We start from the raw sequence: 17,354 nt of genomic DNA, 5'->3' as shown, positions 1-17,354 counted from the left end.
TCTAATTTTTTAGGGGGTCGCAATGACCACACTGGTAACAGTTTCCGACGTTAGAACGGCTTTAGGACAAGCTTTTGCCACCGAACCAGATGATGCTACCGTTCAATCTTTTATTGACGAAAGAGAGGCTGAACTGAAAGACATAATCAAGGTGGAGGATCTAACAACCGCTCCTAACCAAGCTTTACTCAAGAAATGGCTTTTGAACAAGGTTTGCATCGATGTGCTTAAATGGTCCATTACGGGCAAATCAGATCAGCCCCTCAGCTATTCTATTGGCGAGCTAAGAGAGGATTATTCTCAGAACACGAAAACGATACGGGAATGGGTTGAAATAATGGAGCAGAGCGCAGAACAGGCTTTACAAATGTGGTTCGTCCGCAATGTTAGGTATAGGGCCGTAGCACCCTGAGGTGTAGGAATGGATGAACAAATGGTTGCTAAGCTCTTCGAGACACTCGGAGAGATTAAGGGCACTCAAAATCAAATATTAGAGCACTTAAAAAAGATAAATGGCACGATACGAACTCACGACGAAGAAATAGGTAACCTAAAAACGACTCAAGAAAGACATAAAACATACTTCAAAATAATGGGTTCTGTCGTAGGCATAATTGTTGTCGTATTCTGTGCATTGTTGCCGTTCCTGTTTAAGCAGTAACTATTTTAATTATCTTGGCAAAAGATAGCCATGCAAGATTTAGAATTTCTAAAACTTCTCAAGATCGCTAAGAAATTCTTTGAAGAAGTTTATGATAGCCATGTTCAAGTCATCATCGTTTACGATCAAAGAATAAAGCCTCAAGTCGGCGATGTGATTCTCAGACCCACAAAAGAAGATTGTAGCCGGATTTTACGTCGTCTTAAGTTTGAGAAAGATTTGGAAGATATAAAGAAGGAGAAAGAGAAGGTGTTTGGCATTGCCAACACAGGAGGAGGTTTTGGAAGCTATTCATAAGCTCGGTTGTGCAACCTACAAATCTTTGAAAGAGTACTTCGGTTTGGAGAATTTGAAGGGGAGTTCCAACCTGCCTCAAAGACTTAGGGCTCTTGAACGGGATGGATTAATCGCTGTTTTCAGATTCGGGAGGAGAACGCTCATCGTTCCGACTGAGCTGAAGTATACTCAAGAGGAGATCGAAGAATTCTTGGATGAGATCGGGGCCAAGTTGAAGATACGGGGACGTCCAGAGGGCCTGCTGGAAATTCGTGAAGAAAATGTGATGAAGGTGCTGAGGTTTATCCGGGATAACAAGGTTGTAACAATCAGGCAGGTCAAGGATGCGATGAACTGGAACTGGAGAACGACTATGAAATACATTAACAAACTTCTGGAGGACCAGATGATATTCGAGATAAGGTGTGGCAAACTTCGAATGTTCACCACATCGCTGATCTAATTTCTGACCCACACTTGTGGGCCACTAATTTTGAGCCGGCCACTTTTAAAGTCCGTTTTGGCGTATGCGATTATGAGTGAAAGAGGAAGATTCGAGCTATTACGTAGAAATGCGCCGTTATGGATGCCACGAGGGAGCATTAGAGCTATCATAGCATTAACTATCGTTTTTGGCTATTTCATCAAGACTGGTACGATCGACAAAGACATCGTGATGCTCGTGCTGGGCTTTTACTTTGCATCGAGAGCTGCAGGAGGGGATAAAACGTGAAGGTTGAAGTTTTTGACGATAAGAGGAGCTTTGGACATACTGTTGCTGGAGCGGTAAGCTTCTTCATGCCGATAGTTTTCGTAATCTTCATTTTCTACGAAATCGTTGAGCACATTTACAAGGCTGGCAAAGAAAAGCCTGCAAACTTTCTCGGCGATATTGTCGAGTATCTGTTCGGTTTGGGAGCAACAGCTTTAGCTGTGAGGATGATACTATGAGCTTTGAGCATATTCTTGAAAAACGTGGATATCCCGTTCAAATAATCAAAATACAGGAGGTAAACAACAACGGCATAATTCAGAGGACAGAATCCGATCCAATTCAAACAAAAGCGATTGTCCAGTCCCTCAGCAAAGAGGAGCTAACCTATTGGAGAGATTTGGGATACGCCAAGGTCCAGCTTAAGGCTTACTTCAGGCCCGATGAGAGCATCGATGTTGGAGATATGGTGGAGATCGACGGCAAGAGGTACCATATAAAGACCTTCGAGAATCACACAGCTGTAGGAATCAACGGATATAAGGTCGCTATTCTCGGTGAAGAGCATGACGGTTGAAATTCACGACAGAAATAACATCCCACGACTGCTTAACGCCCTTCCTAAAGAGAAAGAGAGAATCTTGAGGTTAGCGGGATCCATCCTTGAAGGTAAGATCAAGGAACTCATAACTGAAACTCCATCGGAATGGCCTAAATTGCATCCGTTCACAATCCAGCGGAAGAAGTCTGAAAAGCCGTTGATTGACACGGGTAAGCTGAGAAACTCGATTACTCATAAGGTTGAGGGGAATACGGTTAAGGTTGGCGTTTTTGGAGAAGAGGCTCTAATAGCATCGGTCCACGAGTTCGGCTGCAAGATAAAAGTTACCGAGAAGATGAGAAAATTCTTGCACGCTCAAGGGCTGCATCTGAGAAAAGACACGGAACACATCACAATCTCGCAAAGATCATTTCTAAGGCTGGGTTTCGATAAAAACAAAGAAGAGATCGAGAGGTTGATCGACGGGGGCATCAAAGCGGTTGTTGAGAGGTTTGTCGTTAAGCTTTAAGGTGGGACCATGCTCGAAGCGCTAATTTGGGATGAACTCTACGGAAAGATCCCGAAGAGCTTTGAATATGAAGGTCAAGCGGTAACCATTGAAGTTTATCGGGCAAATCAAGTCTTTCAAAAAGAAAAGCCACGATTTCCATTTGTTGTGATCAACTTTCTCGAACCGGTTATCGATAGGACCAACACGCCTCTTAACGAGATACTCAAGATCGGCCTGAATCTGGACGGGGATATAGAGTACACGAAGGGTGTGGTGATTAGGCAGAGCTTCGATTTGAATGTCTATGACAACGATGTTAGGCGTATCGCCCAGCTCCAGAATTATCTATGGTTGTGGGCGAAGAAGGATTTGACTTTGACGGATGTGACGGTTTTCGAGGTTCTACCGCCACGAAATCTCGATTTCGTCGAAGATTACTACATCTACAGGAGAGTAATAGAAGTGGTCTGCAAGTTTGCCGTTTCGTGGGAGGAGATAGTCAAGACGATCGAAGAAGTCGAAACTACGGTTGAAACTCAATCCTAACTTCTTTTTTAAAGTCTCGTCTAATTCTCCATTTCATGGCAGAAAAATTAGGAGAGGTGATTAAGAATGCCAACGGCTGAGAGTGCAATAACTATCAACCTACAGGATGCAACATTTGCAGCTCCCAGCGAAACCTACGGAGAAGTCATTGTAATCGGTGAGGATCCGAACAAGCTCGATCTATTCAATCAAGTCAAGACCTATTACTCACAAAGCGAAGTTGAGGCTGACTTCGGCCCCGACAGCCCGATATCCAAAGCAACTGCCAAAGTCTTCGCTCAAGGAGTGCAGAGGGTTAAAGCAGTTAATGCGATGAAAGATGACGGAACCGGGAACGCTGTTGCGGACTACGATACAGTTCTTGCCGATTTGGAGGACAAAAAAGTAGATTACGACATAATGGTTGCGACTATCGATGCAAGCGATGCTAACGCTTCAAAACTCGTAAATCACGCTGGAACCTACCATAAGGTTCTCGTTTTGGCCTCGATAGGAGATGCGGCTACAGTAACCTCAAACTTCTTGGCCCTGACCGCAAACGAGTACGTCTTCGCAGTAGCTCACGACGATACTAATCTAACTCCTGGAGAACTCAGCGGTGCAATTGCAGGAGTCATAAGTAAGCTCCAGCCTTGGATCCCCTGCGAGTGGTACAATGTGCAGGGGGTCAATGCGGCTGGCTACAAGGCGAGTGAAGTTGATCAGCTCGAACAGAATAACATCGCCACGATCATTGAAATCGGAAAAGCTGTGATCTCTACTGCCAAATCTCTGGATGGGAGTTGGATTGATGTTCCAAGAACGAAAGCTTATCTCGTGACGGAGATAAGGAATGCTCTGATCAATCTGAAGCTCAAACTTGCAAACATGGGATCCAAGATCCCGTACACGCCACAGGGCCTTAGCATGATTAAAGCAACTATTGAGAAGGTTTTGAGAGTTGCTCAGGCTCAAAGAGCCTTGAGAGAGGATTACGTGGATGCGAATGGTAATCTCGTTAGAGGATACGAGGTACAGATGCCTAACTACGATGACATAAGCGATTCTGACAAAGCGGCAAGAATTCTCAAGAATGTCAAGGTAACCGCTTACCTGAGCGGAGCGATCAGCAAGATAACGCTCGACCTGATTATAACACTCTGAGGTGGTGTAAATGGCTGAGGGAGCTGTTGAGTTAAGAATTAAGGATGTTAGCATATTTATAGACGGGAACGAGGTTGAGGGGGTTCTGGAATTCGCTTTCACTCCTAAGGACTCCGAGAATGTCAAACCGGTCAAAGATTGGACTAAAAAGACCGTTGCCGTCTCTATCACGGAGGATAACGACTACGAGGGAGAGGTCACATTGCTCGCATCGAGCAAGAATAACGCTCAGCTAATGAACATCGCTTCGGCAAAGAAAGCAGTTCAGGTTGTGATAACTTCTAAGGATCCGAACGTGACGGGCTTTAACTCCATAACGTTGGATCAGACTTACTTCTTCTTCCCAGAAGCAAAGCCCGAGGCGGAGAACCCAAAGCTGACATGGAAGTTCTGGGGAACTGGCTTCAAGATGGAGTGACTTAAGCTCCTATATTTCATTTTTAAGGTGTTGCCGCCTCTCTGAATCCTCCAAACATTTTCCTAAGGCACCTAAAACAAAATCTTGAGGCATTCTCGAATATATCTCCTATATTTTCAAACTCCTCCCACTCCCATATACCACTTTTAGTTTCTCTTATTGCTAAACCCTTGAAAACTGATCGCATTTGATCCCTACACTTTTTCTCTGAATATATTATAAGAAATTTTTCTCCATTGTTAAATTTGTCTTTATACAAAGTATAGACTCTTTCTAGTTCCATGGAGGCAGACTGATTGAGATTCACGTCATCGGGATATTTTTCCTCACGAAAGAAGACAAATATGTATACATCGCACCAATCTATGATTATCTCGCTTAGTCTTCTATTATATTCGACCTTGCTTTCATCAGGTTCTCGTGGAAATTCTTTTTCAAAATCAGTAGACAATCTAACATTCGTATAGCCCTTCTTTTTTAGGTAATTTTTTAAGCTCTCCAATTTCTTAAATCTATCACCCGCGAAAGATCCAAATATTCCTATCTTAAGTTTATCTTTATACTTTAGAATCGATCGTTCTTCTTTGGATTTATATCTTTTATTGAAATCATCCATTAATTCAAACAACTCACAAGGGGTAATTTAATCTTTCGTTGTTGAATCACAGATACGTGAGCAAAGTGTGCCATACGATATATTTGCATAACATAGAAAATTTAATAAATCATGAAATTGTGACTTAAAATGAGAGATTATGAGAGAGGAAGTAGTTGAGAGGTATGCATCGGAGGTGCCCGAAGAACTAAGGGGAGCTGTCAAAGCTTTATCTGATGACAAGAGGTGGGCAGTATTCATAGCTTTAGTTAAAGAAGGTGAAATGAATTTCAATAAGATTAAGGATATCTTCGGCGCGCACCCACAAGAACTCGACAGAATACTTAAGAGCTTGACCTCGGCAGGTCTAGTAAAAAAGTTCGCTAAGAATCTATGTGATGTGGGCTACAGAGGTAGAGCGTTCTACGCAGCAACAGAGTTTGGTAAGGACTTCCTTGAAGTGCTGTATTACTCAATCATGCCAAAAGAGGAAATTCTAAAGACATTGCTGATTTCACCGTTGCGGAATAGCTATGAATGCGACGATTCATCGAAAACTGAGCAGACTATTGAAAAATTGGTTATGAATTCTGCAGTAGGTGGTATTTATGAAGGAAAGTAAGATTCCACCAATTGAAATTGTCAAGGATCCAGAGTATAAAGTGATATACGTCAATGGGGTGTTTGGAGGAGTAGATCCGATAGAAGGGCGAATGATTTTCTATGTGGATCTATTAGAACCAGAAATGGATGAGAAAGTCCCTGGAAAAATGAGAGTTGGTAAAGTGGTCAGAAAATTGCTAGTAGACGTGCGAATGAGCCCCAATCAGTTTGTGTCCATAGCAGAATGGATGAATTCCCATGTAAAAAGACTCAAGAAGATCACAGAATCTGAAAAATCACTCGAATAATTTTTTATCTTTATTTTTAAAACACATCAGTAGCATTAATTTTTTCAGTAGCGACTATTTCTTTTTCTACAACTTAACGCAAATATTTCGCAAAATTTTGCGAGTCAGGAAGTTGCAACAATCATTCTAAAGAATCTAAAGAAAAAGAAGCCAGTAGAGGAATCACCGTAAAGTGGGTTTATGCTTGACTGGGGTTTTTAAAGTCTGCCTGTGAGGGGCTTTTTATGACTTGGGAACGTTTCAAAGCAAAAGAGGAAGTTGAAACTGTTGTGATTGCAGGAGAAGTTTTCAAGATCAGAAAGAGCTTGAAAGCGAGGGAATTGAGAGAGATTCTGAACAAACATCCCAACGATGTGCAAGCAATCCAGAAAGAGTTGATTAAAGCGATTGTTGTCGATCCAAAACCGCCGGAAAACTTTGACGAGCTTTGGGATGAGATGGATGCTTCAATTCAAGCTGAATTAATCGCGAAAGCAATGGAGATATCTGGCTTAAATAAACTATTTCGACTCGCAATGGGTTGAACGGCTTGAAAAAGATGTAAGGAATGATTTTCACATATTTTACATCGCTCATCAGCTTCACAAGGATGTAGATGAGATCCTTGAATGGGATCACGAGAAGCTGTTGAAATGGACGATATACTTCAAAATCTTGGCTGAAGAACAAGCAAAAGCTTTGAAGAACCAAAAAATTAGTCAGGCATCGCAAGATAAAAAATATTTGTTTACTTTCCGCTAACTCCATAAAACGTATAAATCTCCTCCAGCAAAAGCACCAACATAGTTGTATCCATTAACTGACGGCTTCGGTTCAGCATCAAACTTGAACCAGATAATTTTAGCTGCCTCTTTTTTTAGGATCTTGGGGTTATCTTCCCATACCTCAGGGCCTATGTTTATCCAAACGATATCAGCATCGTATTCGTCTTTTAGTCGTAGAATTTCTTTTTTGGCAATTAGCAATATCTGATCGTGGTCCGTTGTCTTCGTTAGTATGTTTTCAGAAAATCTTTTTGCTGTTGGCTGATGAGCCGACCAAAAATTAACGACGGTGTAGGGCTCAGTTTTCGCATTTTTCACCTCATTCTCTTGTTGGATCTGAAATACGGCACCTGCGAAAATTAACAACACAAAAATCAAGACAAGCCCTATCAAGAATTTGCCTAACAACTTCATGATCTCGTTTTAAAGTCTGTCTTGAAATAGTTTGCTATGCTTGGAACAGCCCTTAGGGCAATTTACATCGCAATCAAACTCAACGATTCAGACTTCTATCGCAAACTATCACAAGTAAATCAAGCTACGGACGAAGCTGTTAAGAAAATCAAGCAAATGAACGACTCTCTTGAAGAATTGGGCAAATACATGGCTGGAGTCGGAGCAGTTGGACAAGCAGGTATAGGTTTAGCTGTGAAACAATTCGCTGATTTCGAGCAAGCTTTTGTCAATTTGAAGAAAGTAATGCCATCTGACAGAGATTTCGAGAGAATCCAAAGATCGGCTGAAGCTATGGCTAAGTATTACGGTAGGTCCGTTGAAGATATTTTGGGAGTAATGGAACTCTGGGCGAGGCAGGGTAAAAACACGGAGGAAGAACTTGAAAAGCTGACGAATGCGACATTACTTTGGGCTACGGCTGAAAACTTGGATGCAAGGCAGGCAACGGAATATCTAACGTATATCCTCAACGGTTTTAATTTAAAAGCTGAAGATGCTATTAGGGTTGTCGATGCTTTAAACGAGGTTTCAAATAACTTCGCAACGGATTCCGTTAAGTTAGCTCAAAGCTTACAAGAAGCTGCAGGTGTAGCTCACCAATACGGTGTTACATTTGAGGAACTAATAGGTTATGCAACAGCCCTTCATTCAGCAGGTTATCAGGCAGGAGAAGCTGGAAACTTCTTAGCTTATACGTTTTCACGGCTTTACGAAGATAATGTTGCAGAATTACTTGAGCAGGCTGGAGTTCAAGTTAAAAAAGCAAACGGAGAATTCAGATCAGCATCAGAGATTATGAGAGATTTAGCCAAAAGATGGCATTCACTAAACGACGAGTTACGACATGCGATTGCCAATGAGATAACTGTAGGTGGAAGGGTTTCGATGCTATACGCTTTGTTTGACAAGTGGAACATAGTCATGGATGCTACGAATACAGCCCTACACTCTCAAGGCTCTGCAGCGAGAGAAGCTTCAAGAGCTTTACAAACTTTACACATTGAACTTGAGAAGCTTAAAACGAGCTTAATGATAGTTGGGGCACATATCGGTAAAGCAATGGTTCCGTTGGTGAGACCATTCGTCAAACTTGTCGAAGCTTTAGCCGATGCATTCACGAAATTGCCAGAGCCAATCCAGAATGTAATAGGTGTTGGAATTGCATTCTCAACGATGTTGATGCTCGTTGGTGGTGGAGCAATTTTACTTAGGGCTAAACTGATTGATCTTATCGGGCATTTAGCAACATTGGGGCTTGTAGAGCTTCAAACTTCGGCTGAAACACTATCGCTGGGAGGTGCTTTGAAGCTTTTAGCTGTGCAAGGCTTCAAATCAAGCATAAGTGCAATATTCGGTTTTGCAAGGGCACTATTTACGGCTCAAGTAGGTTTAATGGGTTTATCAGTTCCGTTGTTACCGCTGATAGCGGGAATTGGAGCGTTAATTAGTGTGATTCTGATCTTGCAGGACATCATGGTGAAGGGTTGGGAGCACAGTTGGCTAAAGCGGGCTTTGGATTGGCTATCGGAAAAGCACCCCTTCCTTAAGCCTATAGCTGAAGCTGTTGGAAACGCTATAGACTGGCTAAGACAGGGCTTTGATTGGCTTGCTAAATCCATTGGTGGGGCGATACATTGGATCCAACAAGCCATCGATAGGATGGGACCGCTGAAGTATATACTACTTGGTCCAGTTGGAGGAATTGTGTATTTGGTTACACACATTGACAAATTGAGATCAGCTACTTCTTCAGCCTTGACAGCAATTAAATCATTATGGGACAGGACAATCGGCTGGATCATCGCAAAGATCGACGAGTTTATCACGAAAATCGAGCAGGCGTGGGAATTTATCACGAAAAGCCCAGTTGGTAAGGTTGTAGAATTTACATTCGGTTTAACACCTATCGGGGTTGGGATTAACCTTGCAAAGACTATAACCCATGTCGTTAAACCTGAAATAACCCACGAATTGACGAGGATAACGCCAACACCTTCACAGCTCGTTAGCTCAACTCAAACTGTAATTCATCAACCTGCGAACTACCAAATTAAGCATGAGCACAAGACAATCCAAGTTCCAAAGATCGAGATCAAAATTGAGGGTGTCAAAGACCCAGATAAAGTTGCTGAGCTTGTAGAAAGAAAACTCAACGCTAAATTCAATGCAATCGGCATTTACTAATTTTAAAGTCTTTTCTATTCTTTTAAAGCATGGCTGAAGAAAAAATTCTGCTTAGTGGACAAGAATTTACAGCCGTTGAGATTGTCGATCTTACTCAATCTGCTGTTGTTCCTGAACACAAGGTAGAAGACGGCTATCCTGTGGCAGATCACATCTTCTTCCAACCTGCAGAGTTCCAACTAACCTTGACCCTGCTCGAGAATGAAATCGAGGCTTTAAAACAGCTTTATGAGGCAAAAGAACCGACGGAGCTCGTTTGCAAAGCTGGAGTTTTCGAGGATGTCGTGATTAGGGAGCTTACAATAACCCAAGGAGGCTCGAAAAATACGTTTAGAGCTGTCGTGAGAGTCAAGCAAATCCTGAAAGCTAAAGCTAAGACTGCTGAGATACCGCTTCAACAGCTTCAGGTCACACCGAATGAAAACGATGATAAAGAAACGAAGGGAGGAAATACAGCCATAACCCCACAGACTAAACAAGTCCCTCAAGCTCCAAAGCAACCTCAAGGAAGTCAGAGCTGGTTAGATAGCGTAGTTTCGTTTTTAGGTGGGATATTCGGTTTCGGAGGTGGTTAAATGCCATCGGTCAAAGTGCTTCCATTTGATCCAAAATTAGGTTATCCACAAAAACAGCTCGTTAAGATTAACAATACCGCTTATCGCCTATTCTATCGCTGGAACTATCAAGGGAACTTTGCAGTTCTTAGGATTCGCAGGCTCGAAGATGATGAGATAGTTTTTGAGGGCAAATTGGTAGAAAAGAATCCGTTTGAGATTAAAGACCCGCAAACTTATGAAACTCTGTTCGTAATCCTGCCTTGGAATGTAAACGAAAAGACTGCGGAGGTGTGGGTGTTTGCCTGAGTTCTGGGACCGTATGGTCGAATTACAAGTAGGCTCGACAGTCATCACCCTTGACGATTTAGATATAGAATTTGTGATCGAGAACGATGATGAAAGTAAAGCTGGAACCGCTGAAATAGCAGTTTACAATCTTGGACAATCTAAATCGGCTTTCAAGAAAGATGAACTAGTCCAGCTTAAAGCTGGCTACAAAGACGATTACGGGATCGTTTTCTACGGCAAGATTGACAAGGTTTGGGATGAGAGGGATGGAGCAGACGTCAAAACTGTTCTGCAAGCCTCGGACATGACCAAGCAACTATTCATGGCTAAACCGATCTGCAAGAAGTATCCGAAGGGAACCTCTATTGCAGATATTGTTAAAGATCTCTTTGCTGAGGCAGGGATTCCAGTTGGCAAGATAGAAGATCCGGGTATTACGCTTGAAAAAGACATGGTCTTCGGAGGAACAACAACTTCGACTCCTCACGCAATCCTTACCGAGCAGATTCTCCCACTCGTGAACGGTAACAAGATCAAGGGACTGCAACTCGATGGGGCTTTAGCGAGAATCGGCGAGATATCCGATCTCTACACAGTCTTCGTCGGGCAGGATGGGATGGGTTATTTTGTCAAGAGAAACTACAACGCTGAAGCAATAGTTCTCGACTCTGAAAGCGGATTGATGGAAGTCCAAGATGTCAGCGAAGAGGGGAAGAAATCAGCCTACAAGGTTCGTTGTATCTTTAACTGGAGGATTAGGCAAGGAACGCTCGTTCAAATAAACTCGATCACAGTTTCGGGCAACTTCAAGGTCACAAAGTTCAAGCATGTTTGCAGAGGAGAGGAGTATTACACGGAAGCGGAGGTGTCGCCATTATGATCGAGCAGATCAAGAAGCTGATCGATGTAAAGCTCGATAACATCAACACTGTCGCATTGGGCATAATTACGCAGGTCGATTTGAAAAAACTCAGGTGTAATGTCAAGCTGAAGCATAAGATTCAAGGCAACGAGATAGAGCTGTTCGATGTGCCGATAGCTTGTCTGAAGTCCTCCGCTGGAACGATAGTAATTTCTCCGGCTGAGGGGGATATCGTTTTGGTTCTGTTCTCAAAATACGAACTCGTAGAACAGCTCAAGAATAAAGAAGCTGTTGATGTAAACGAGCTCCTCAAGTTTAATCTAAACAATGCGATCGTTTTCGGTGGATTATTCACATTAGTCGATTCGATTCCAACAATAGGCAAAGATGAGCTCCTGATCGAGCATAAATCAGGCAATTACATCAAATTTCAGCAAGATGGTAAGATAACAATCAAGGGTGATGTTTACGTAGATGGGAATCTCGACTTCAAGCAAATTAGAGGGGTGGATGCTGAGTCAGGCGAGTGGCACAAGCACTCTTGATTTCTTTTTTTAAAGTCTATTCTTCCCCAATCTTACATGCAAGATTTCAAGTTCGACACGACTGGGGATCTCGTTATTGACAGCTTGAAACGGATCCCTTCAGTTTCATCAGCCGATAAGGTAAAGCAGGATATAGTTCACATCCTGAAATGTGTTAAGGGATCAGATGCTTTTCATCCAGATTTCGGTGTGGACTGGCTCAAAATTAAGCGAAGCGGTTACAACAGAATGCTAATTGAACACGAAATCCGCAAAGCCCTCGCTGGCTACGACAAAATTAAGTCTATCGACAAAATTGAGATTTCTGAGCCTGATGCTAATAGAAAAGTCAAAATCAAGCTCTACCTCACGCTCGATTCTGGAAAAATCGATGTTGAGGTGGTCGTATGACCGAATACGGCGTTACTTCTTCAGGATTCATACCTAAGCCCTACAGCGTTATTCTGGAAGAATTAAAGCAACTTGCAAAACAAGAGTTCGGAGAGGACATCGACTTATCGGAAAATTCTCGACTGCTCAGATTCCTTGAAATCGTGGCGAAGAGGGAAGATGAATTGTGGCAGTTGGCAGAGGATGCTTACTATGCTGGGTTCATTGATTTCGCAACTGGCTCAAGTTTAGATTTCCTTGCGGCCCTTGTCGGCTATAAGAGAATTGAAGCAAGGAAGGCAACTGGAACCGTAACATTCAGCAGATCAACCCCTACAACTTCCGATATCATAATTCCAGCTGGAACGAGAGTTGCAACGTCGGATGAATCAGTAATTTTCAAAACAACGGAAGCGGTAGTTCTCAAAGCTGGAGACACAAGTGTCGATGCTCCGATTGAAGCCGTCGAACCCGGCTCAGCCGGAAATGTAGCTACAAACACAATCACCAAAATCATTGATCCAATTTCGGGGATTGAGTCAGTCACAAACCCAGAACCGACGAGCGGTGGTAGAGATGCTGAAACTGACGAGGAATTCCGTTATAGAATCAAGGCGACGATTCAGTCGCTCGGTAGGGCTACGCTTGATGCAATAGTTGCGAGGGTTAAAAGCGTTGAAGGAGTAAAATCTGTTAAAATCGAAGAAAACGATACGATGAATGACTACACTGCTGAAGGTGGACTACCACCTAAGAGTTTTCGTGTTTTCGTGTGGGGTGGCGACGATCAAGCCGTTGCTCAGGCGATTTTCGATGCCAAGCCTGCAGGAATCCAGCCTTACGGTAGCGTTTCAGCCATTGCTTACGACATCGACGGAAACCCGCATACCGTTTACTTCGAAAGACCGACTGAAGTTCCAATTTACATCGACGTGCAGGTTACAACTGATGGGACCGATGCGACTGAGCAGGAGATCAAGGATGCAATTAAAGCCTACTTCGACACGCTTGAGCTTGGAGATGATGTGATCTACAACAAAGTCGTTGCAGCAGTCATGAGAGTTCCGGGAGTAGCCGATGCAACCGTGAAAATAGGCAAGACTTCCCCACCTGCTGGAACCTCAAACATTGCAATTGCCGACAACGAGATCGCTGTAACTGATGATGACAAGATCACAGTTACGATAAGCTGAGGGCGATAGCATGGCAGTAGATAAGCTTGTAAGATTGCTTTCAACAGCCTTCCGCAAGGATCCAGATTCGAACAATTACAAATTGCTGAAGGTCGTCGATTCGGAGTTCAGCAACATCGAACAAGTCGTCAACGACATAAAAAACGCTCACTTAGTGGACTTTGCAACTGGAAAGAGCCTTGACTATATTGCTTCACTGTTTAACGTAAGGAGGAAACAAAATGAGACTGATGACCACTTCAGAGCGAGAATAAAGCTGGCATTCTCAAAGATTTCGAATATGGCAACGATTAACGACATCAAGGAGATCATTGCAGTCGCTCTAAACACGAAAACGAGTAGGGTAAGAGTTAGGGATCGCTACGATTTGGAAGTAGCATTATTCGAAGTCTGGATATGGCTTCAGGATCTCAACAATGCTGGATTGACACTCGAAGAGTTTCAGGAACTAATCAAGGCAGTTAAGCCAGCTGGCGTACAAGTTAAAGCGTATCAACAAGGAACATTTACCTACCGTAGCATAGAAGAGACGTCAGATCCAACTAAGGGCTATAATGACCTCGCTAATTCAAATCCTGATGCGGGAACCTATGCTGGTTTGCTTTGATTTTTAAAGTCTATAAGCTCATAGTAAAACATGGGCAACAATGTTCCTACTCAGAAATCACGCTGGGACGATCAAGGAGTTGAACCCCCTGCTGGAGAAGCTCGCTACCAAGCTGGAGAACAGCCAATAGCCGAATACGATAATTGGTTTAACAAAGCCGTCGTTGACGATATTGCTGCTATCATCACTTTCTTAAGAAATCTTGGGCTTACGAAAATATATCAAGACTTAGAAGAGAACAAGCCAGCAAGCGGGAAAACTACCGAGTTGTTCATCGCAACGGACACGAATAAAATTTACAGAGGGACTGGTTCAGGATGGCAAGAGCTGACTGTTGATTGGAATAAAATTCTGAACAAGCCGTCGACTTACCCACCGTCAGCACATCAACACGATGCTTCAGAAATTGTAAGCGGTGTTTTGAGCGTTGATAGAATTCCCTCTTTGCCCAGAAGCAAAATTTCTGACTTTTTCAATTCCCCATTCTGGGATAGCATACCAGACAAGCCAGCGATATTCAGAAATATAGGATTCAAAGCTGTTACAGAACTTCCAACTACACCCAAAGATTACGAAATAGTCTTTTACAACGGCGCACCGAGGTTTTACGACCCAAATGAGACAAGGTGGGGCATAATTCAGTTTTCTTTTGGCTATAATGCGTTTGATAACAACGGTGGCGGTTTGTGGACAAAATATATCAACATTCCCATCACAACCACTCCATCGGAATACGCACAATACAAAGTCGTGATTGACTCGAATAACGTTACAGTTTACTCAGCTGATGGAACGCAGAAAGCTCAGGGTGCTGTTGCAAGTGATTTCTGGGCAAATGTAAAGTCGGATGGTTCAGATATCAGGGTGTTTGATCAGGCTAAGGAGCAGTTGTATTTCTGGATTGAAGAGTTTGATTACAGCAATAAGAAAGCGGTGATTTGGGTTAATTTGACGGCAGGAAGTTCAGAGTTGAACATAGCTTACGGGAATCCTTCAGCGACGAAATCGGCTTACGAGGATGCACGTCAAGTTTTCGAGTTATTTGATGATTTCGAGGACGGAGAAATTGATGCGATTTGGTCAACACAGAATACAGGAGTTAATGAAAACGATGGTGTTTTAACATTGGAGTCAGTTTCAGATGCTTCGAGTGTAATCTACACATCAAAACCAAACCCACCGATAATTATTGAAGGTAAATTTAACCTTGTTAGCGATGGACTTTTCCAAGTAGCGTTCGCATGGGATGGGCAGTTTAGTAATATCAATAACCCATACAACGGTTTGAGCGTTGTTTATTATGCCGCAAGTAAAGATGCGATAGAAATCAGAAGCTGGAGTAGCGGAGATGCTTCTATTTTAGAGTCAGTTAGTCAGAGTTACACCCTCGGCCAATGGTATAAGTTCAAGATAGTTTATGATGGTAACACGGTAAGAGCGTTTTTAGACGATGTAGAAAAAGTTTCAGCACAAACAACAAAAGACAGTGGAGACTACATAGGTTTTATAGCTTCAACAGCAACAAATAATGGTTACCAAACGCAAATAGACGATATAAAAGTCCTCAAGCTCGCCGACCCAGCCGATTTCGGAACTCCACAAATATTAGAATTTTGAGGAGGTGATATGTGTTGAGAACAGAAAGTAAGGAAGTTGTTGGAGATATTGTAGATGAAGTGATAAATGTAGTGAGTGGATATGAGAAACAATTGAGAGAGCTTGCAGAAGCAAACTATCCACTAACAGAGATTAGAGTAAACCTTGAGTCTGGACAAGTGTTTGTGGTATGGAAAGATTATAGCGAAGAAGAAAATAGAATTGCCGAATTAACTCAGAAAGCATTAGAAATAAAGAAGAAACTCGAAGAAACAACTGATGAAGTCCAGAATGCTGTTTTGATGGCTGAATTAGGCAAAATCAACGAAGAGTATGTTAAGTTAGCTGGAACACCAATATACGAGGTGATTTAAATGACCAAGTTGCTTGACATAGTGAAAGAACTAAAAACTGAGGGGAAATCACCAGAAGAAATAGCCAAAGAGCTTGGAAAACCAATATTCCTAATCAGAGCGCTGTATAATTTATATTTTTGATAAACTTGCTGTCTAATGCTGTCAAGTGCAATCGAGAAAACTTTACAAGTTCGCATCATTAATGTTGTTTGAGATGTGCCGTGTGAGGGTGCACGGTGAACGGGGTCGAGGAGATGTATCCCCGAATCCAATGAGACCCAAGAATGATGGATGCTATCATCTGATTATTGATGACGTTGATAGCATCCAGACACACCTAGCTTAGCCTAAAATCCTAAAATTCTTCCAGTATTCGTCGTAAATTTTTTTAAGCTCTTCTTCATCTTGGAAATCGTAGTGGGATAAATCAACATCTCCAGCGGTGGAGTGTCCCATTAATATCTTCTTCACGGCAGTGGGCATTCCTAACCTGTCAGACTGCTGACTGAAGAACTTACGCATGTGCTTCATTCTTAACCTCGTGTCGAGCTTTGAAAATTGATGAAGTAAACTCTTCTTACTGAATAAGGGATTTGAAGGCTTAAAAGTGTTCAAATATTCCTCTAAAACATCTTGAGCCTCTTTCGAGAAGAAAGTAACACGATCCTCGTAGTCTTTGGCTATCTCAGCCCTTACAAAAATCGTTCTGTTTTCAAGGTCAATATCCTCAAGTCTGAGTTTGTAGAGTTCCTCAGCCCTTAATCCGCTCGTGGCTGATAGTAAAACAGCCGACTTGAGCTTGAGCCTGTAGGGACCACTAAGCTTCTCGTCAATTTCCCTGAGTAGATCTCTGACGTGCTCGACTTTAATCACAAGTCTCCTCCGTCTCTTAGGAACTTTCGGAAGTTCGATTAGATTCGCAATAGGATGATCAATGAACTTGAGAAAAGCCCTGATACGAATGATATGCATTCTCGCGGTCTTAGGTGCAAATTCTTTCTTTAATTTGTTTATATAATTAATAATGGCTTTATCATCAAGATTGTATGAAAGATCCTCTAAAAATTTTAAAACGACAGTCTTATATCGCTGTTTTTCGTCATCGGAGATAGCTTTTAGCTCTATCCTCTTAGCAAACTGTTCATACTGATTTTTGACAGAATTCGATGCGGGGGGCGGGATTTGAACCCGCGGACCCCTTCGGGACGGGGTCTTAAGCCCCGCGCCTTTTCCTGGCTCGGCAACCCCCGCAGTCCAAAGTTT

The 17,354-nt window shown here is 42.5% G+C and carries 28 protein-coding genes and 1 tRNA gene; 25 read left to right on the top strand and 4 right to left on the bottom strand.

Annotated elements, in window-relative coordinates:
- Positions 1 to 22: 22 nt before the first annotated feature.
- The 11 genes from ARCPR_RS07525 to ARCPR_RS07480 all read left to right on the top strand — a co-directional run bounded on the left by ARCPR_RS07525 (position 23) and on the right by ARCPR_RS07480 (position 4,808).
- Complete coding sequence (locus ARCPR_RS07525; RefSeq protein WP_012940884.1) at positions 23 to 412, top strand: hypothetical protein; 390 nt, start codon at positions 23 to 25, stop codon at positions 410 to 412.
- 9 nt (positions 413 to 421) lie between these two features.
- A complete protein-coding gene (locus ARCPR_RS07520; protein ID WP_012940883.1) occupies positions 422 to 661 on the top strand; it encodes a hypothetical protein in 240 nt (79 codons plus the stop codon).
- Positions 662 to 691: 30 nt separating this feature from the next.
- A complete protein-coding gene (locus tag ARCPR_RS07515) occupies positions 692 to 958 on the top strand; it encodes a hypothetical protein (RefSeq protein ID WP_012940882.1) in 267 nt (88 codons plus the stop codon).
- The gene (locus ARCPR_RS07510; protein WP_148208698.1) at positions 921 to 1,400 is read left to right on the top strand and encodes a helix-turn-helix domain-containing protein; all 480 of its coding nucleotides are present in this window, start codon (positions 921 to 923) and stop codon (positions 1,398 to 1,400) included. The genes ARCPR_RS07515 and ARCPR_RS07510 overlap by 38 nt, the downstream gene beginning before the upstream one ends.
- Positions 1,401 to 1,472: 72 nt before the next feature.
- Positions 1,473 to 1,670 (top strand): hypothetical protein, encoded by a 198-nt coding sequence (locus ARCPR_RS09650; RefSeq protein WP_148208697.1) that lies wholly within the window; start codon positions 1,473 to 1,475, stop codon positions 1,668 to 1,670.
- Complete coding sequence (locus ARCPR_RS07505) at positions 1,667 to 1,888, top strand: hypothetical protein (RefSeq protein WP_012940880.1); 222 nt, start codon at positions 1,667 to 1,669, stop codon at positions 1,886 to 1,888. The genes ARCPR_RS09650 and ARCPR_RS07505 overlap by 4 nt, the downstream gene beginning before the upstream one ends.
- Positions 1,885 to 2,226: a hypothetical protein gene (locus ARCPR_RS07500; protein ID WP_012940879.1), complete on the top strand. Its 342-nt coding sequence runs from the start codon at positions 1,885 to 1,887 to the stop codon at positions 2,224 to 2,226. The genes ARCPR_RS07505 and ARCPR_RS07500 overlap by 4 nt, the downstream gene beginning before the upstream one ends.
- Positions 2,216 to 2,719 (top strand): phage virion morphogenesis protein, encoded by a 504-nt coding sequence (locus tag ARCPR_RS09410; RefSeq protein WP_012940878.1) that lies wholly within the window; start codon positions 2,216 to 2,218, stop codon positions 2,717 to 2,719. Before ARCPR_RS07500 ends, ARCPR_RS09410 begins: the two co-directional genes overlap by 11 nt.
- 9 nt (positions 2,720 to 2,728) lie before the next feature.
- Positions 2,729 to 3,247 carry a phage neck terminator protein gene (locus ARCPR_RS07490; RefSeq protein ID WP_012940877.1) on the top strand — a complete coding sequence of 173 codons (519 nt, stop codon included), beginning with the start codon at positions 2,729 to 2,731 and terminating at the stop codon, positions 3,245 to 3,247.
- A 66-nt stretch (positions 3,248 to 3,313) separates the two neighbouring features.
- Positions 3,314 to 4,390, top strand: coding sequence for a DUF3383 family protein (locus ARCPR_RS07485; RefSeq protein WP_012940876.1), 1,077 nt, complete (start codon positions 3,314 to 3,316; stop codon positions 4,388 to 4,390).
- 10 nt (positions 4,391 to 4,400) lie between these two features.
- Complete coding sequence (locus ARCPR_RS07480) at positions 4,401 to 4,808, top strand: hypothetical protein (protein ID WP_012940875.1); 408 nt, start codon at positions 4,401 to 4,403, stop codon at positions 4,806 to 4,808.
- A 22-nt stretch (positions 4,809 to 4,830) separates the two neighbouring features.
- Here the strand turns inward: ARCPR_RS07480 and ARCPR_RS07475 are convergent, their stop codons facing one another.
- Entirely contained in the window at positions 4,831 to 5,424 is a 594-nt protein-coding gene (locus ARCPR_RS07475) for a hypothetical protein (RefSeq protein WP_012940874.1), read from the bottom strand.
- 139 nt (positions 5,425 to 5,563) lie between these two features.
- Here ARCPR_RS07475 and ARCPR_RS07470 point away from each other — a divergent pair, with 139 nt between their 5' ends.
- The 3 genes from ARCPR_RS07470 (at position 5,564) to ARCPR_RS07460 (ending at position 6,838) form a co-directional block, all read left to right on the top strand.
- Complete coding sequence (locus tag ARCPR_RS07470; RefSeq protein WP_012940873.1) at positions 5,564 to 6,025, top strand: winged helix-turn-helix domain-containing protein; 462 nt, start codon at positions 5,564 to 5,566, stop codon at positions 6,023 to 6,025.
- Positions 6,012 to 6,314: a hypothetical protein gene (locus ARCPR_RS07465; protein WP_012940872.1), complete on the top strand. Its 303-nt coding sequence runs from the start codon at positions 6,012 to 6,014 to the stop codon at positions 6,312 to 6,314. Before ARCPR_RS07470 ends, ARCPR_RS07465 begins: the two co-directional genes overlap by 14 nt.
- A gap of 224 nt (positions 6,315 to 6,538) precedes the next feature.
- The gene (locus ARCPR_RS07460) at positions 6,539 to 6,838 is read left to right on the top strand and encodes a hypothetical protein (RefSeq protein ID WP_012940871.1); all 300 of its coding nucleotides are present in this window, start codon (positions 6,539 to 6,541) and stop codon (positions 6,836 to 6,838) included.
- 213 nt (positions 6,839 to 7,051) lie between these two features.
- Here the strand turns inward: ARCPR_RS07460 and ARCPR_RS07455 are convergent, their stop codons facing one another.
- Positions 7,052 to 7,492, bottom strand: a complete 441-nt coding sequence (locus ARCPR_RS07455) for a hypothetical protein (RefSeq protein WP_012940870.1) — start codon at positions 7,490 to 7,492, stop codon at positions 7,052 to 7,054.
- Positions 7,493 to 7,528: 36 nt separating this feature from the next.
- On the opposite strand from ARCPR_RS07455, the gene ARCPR_RS07450 reads away from it, so the two are divergent.
- Genes ARCPR_RS07450 through ARCPR_RS10155 form a run of 11 tightly spaced genes read left to right on the top strand, consistent with a single transcriptional unit; the run spans position 7,529 to position 16,232 of the window.
- A complete protein-coding gene (locus tag ARCPR_RS07450) occupies positions 7,529 to 9,718 on the top strand; it encodes a phage tail tape measure protein (protein ID WP_012940869.1) in 2,190 nt (729 codons plus the stop codon).
- A 29-nt stretch (positions 9,719 to 9,747) separates the two neighbouring features.
- On the top strand, positions 9,748 to 10,293 hold the full coding sequence (locus tag ARCPR_RS07445; protein WP_012940868.1) for a phage baseplate protein: 546 nt from the start codon (positions 9,748 to 9,750) through the stop codon (positions 10,291 to 10,293).
- On the top strand, positions 10,294 to 10,581 hold the full coding sequence (locus tag ARCPR_RS07440; RefSeq protein WP_012940867.1) for a hypothetical protein: 288 nt from the start codon (positions 10,294 to 10,296) through the stop codon (positions 10,579 to 10,581).
- Positions 10,574 to 11,443, top strand: a complete 870-nt coding sequence (locus ARCPR_RS07435; RefSeq protein ID WP_012940866.1) for a hypothetical protein — start codon at positions 10,574 to 10,576, stop codon at positions 11,441 to 11,443. Before ARCPR_RS07440 ends, ARCPR_RS07435 begins: the two co-directional genes overlap by 8 nt.
- Positions 11,440 to 11,970 (top strand): hypothetical protein, encoded by a 531-nt coding sequence (locus tag ARCPR_RS07430; protein ID WP_012940865.1) that lies wholly within the window; start codon positions 11,440 to 11,442, stop codon positions 11,968 to 11,970. The genes ARCPR_RS07435 and ARCPR_RS07430 overlap by 4 nt, the downstream gene beginning before the upstream one ends.
- 36 nt (positions 11,971 to 12,006) lie before the next feature.
- Positions 12,007 to 12,360, top strand: coding sequence for a contractile injection system sheath initiator (locus ARCPR_RS07425; protein ID WP_012940864.1), 354 nt, complete (start codon positions 12,007 to 12,009; stop codon positions 12,358 to 12,360).
- Positions 12,357 to 13,532, top strand: coding sequence for a baseplate J/gp47 family protein (locus ARCPR_RS07420; protein ID WP_012940863.1), 1,176 nt, complete (start codon positions 12,357 to 12,359; stop codon positions 13,530 to 13,532). Before ARCPR_RS07425 ends, ARCPR_RS07420 begins: the two co-directional genes overlap by 4 nt.
- Positions 13,533 to 13,542: 10 nt before the next feature.
- Positions 13,543 to 14,139: a hypothetical protein gene (locus tag ARCPR_RS07415; RefSeq protein ID WP_012940862.1), complete on the top strand. Its 597-nt coding sequence runs from the start codon at positions 13,543 to 13,545 to the stop codon at positions 14,137 to 14,139.
- A gap of 30 nt (positions 14,140 to 14,169) precedes the next feature.
- Positions 14,170 to 15,756, top strand: a complete 1,587-nt coding sequence (locus ARCPR_RS07410; protein WP_012940861.1) for a DUF2341 domain-containing protein — start codon at positions 14,170 to 14,172, stop codon at positions 15,754 to 15,756.
- Between the two features lie 14 nt (positions 15,757 to 15,770).
- Positions 15,771 to 16,109: a hypothetical protein gene (locus tag ARCPR_RS07405; protein WP_012940860.1), complete on the top strand. Its 339-nt coding sequence runs from the start codon at positions 15,771 to 15,773 to the stop codon at positions 16,107 to 16,109.
- Positions 16,110 to 16,232, top strand: coding sequence for a hypothetical protein (locus ARCPR_RS10155; RefSeq protein WP_012940859.1), 123 nt, complete (start codon positions 16,110 to 16,112; stop codon positions 16,230 to 16,232).
- Positions 16,233 to 16,433: 201 nt separating this feature from the next.
- Here ARCPR_RS10155 and ARCPR_RS07400 read toward each other — a convergent pair whose 3' ends face one another.
- Both ARCPR_RS07400 and ARCPR_RS07395 read right to left on the bottom strand, forming a co-directional pair.
- Positions 16,434 to 16,964 (bottom strand): tyrosine-type recombinase/integrase, encoded by a 531-nt coding sequence (locus ARCPR_RS07400; protein ID WP_245526129.1) that lies wholly within the window; start codon positions 16,962 to 16,964, stop codon positions 16,434 to 16,436.
- Between the two features lie 294 nt (positions 16,965 to 17,258).
- A tRNA-Leu gene (locus ARCPR_RS07395) sits at positions 17,259 to 17,342 on the bottom strand.
- Positions 17,343 to 17,354 lie beyond the last annotated feature (12 nt).

This window comes from Archaeoglobus profundus DSM 5631, from assembly GCF_000025285.1.
In the GTDB taxonomy this organism is placed as follows: domain Archaea; phylum Halobacteriota; class Archaeoglobi; order Archaeoglobales; family Archaeoglobaceae; genus Archaeoglobus_B; species Archaeoglobus_B profundus.
The sequence above is the reverse complement of the archived record's forward strand: the minus strand, read 5'-3'. Positions and strand labels throughout refer to the sequence as shown.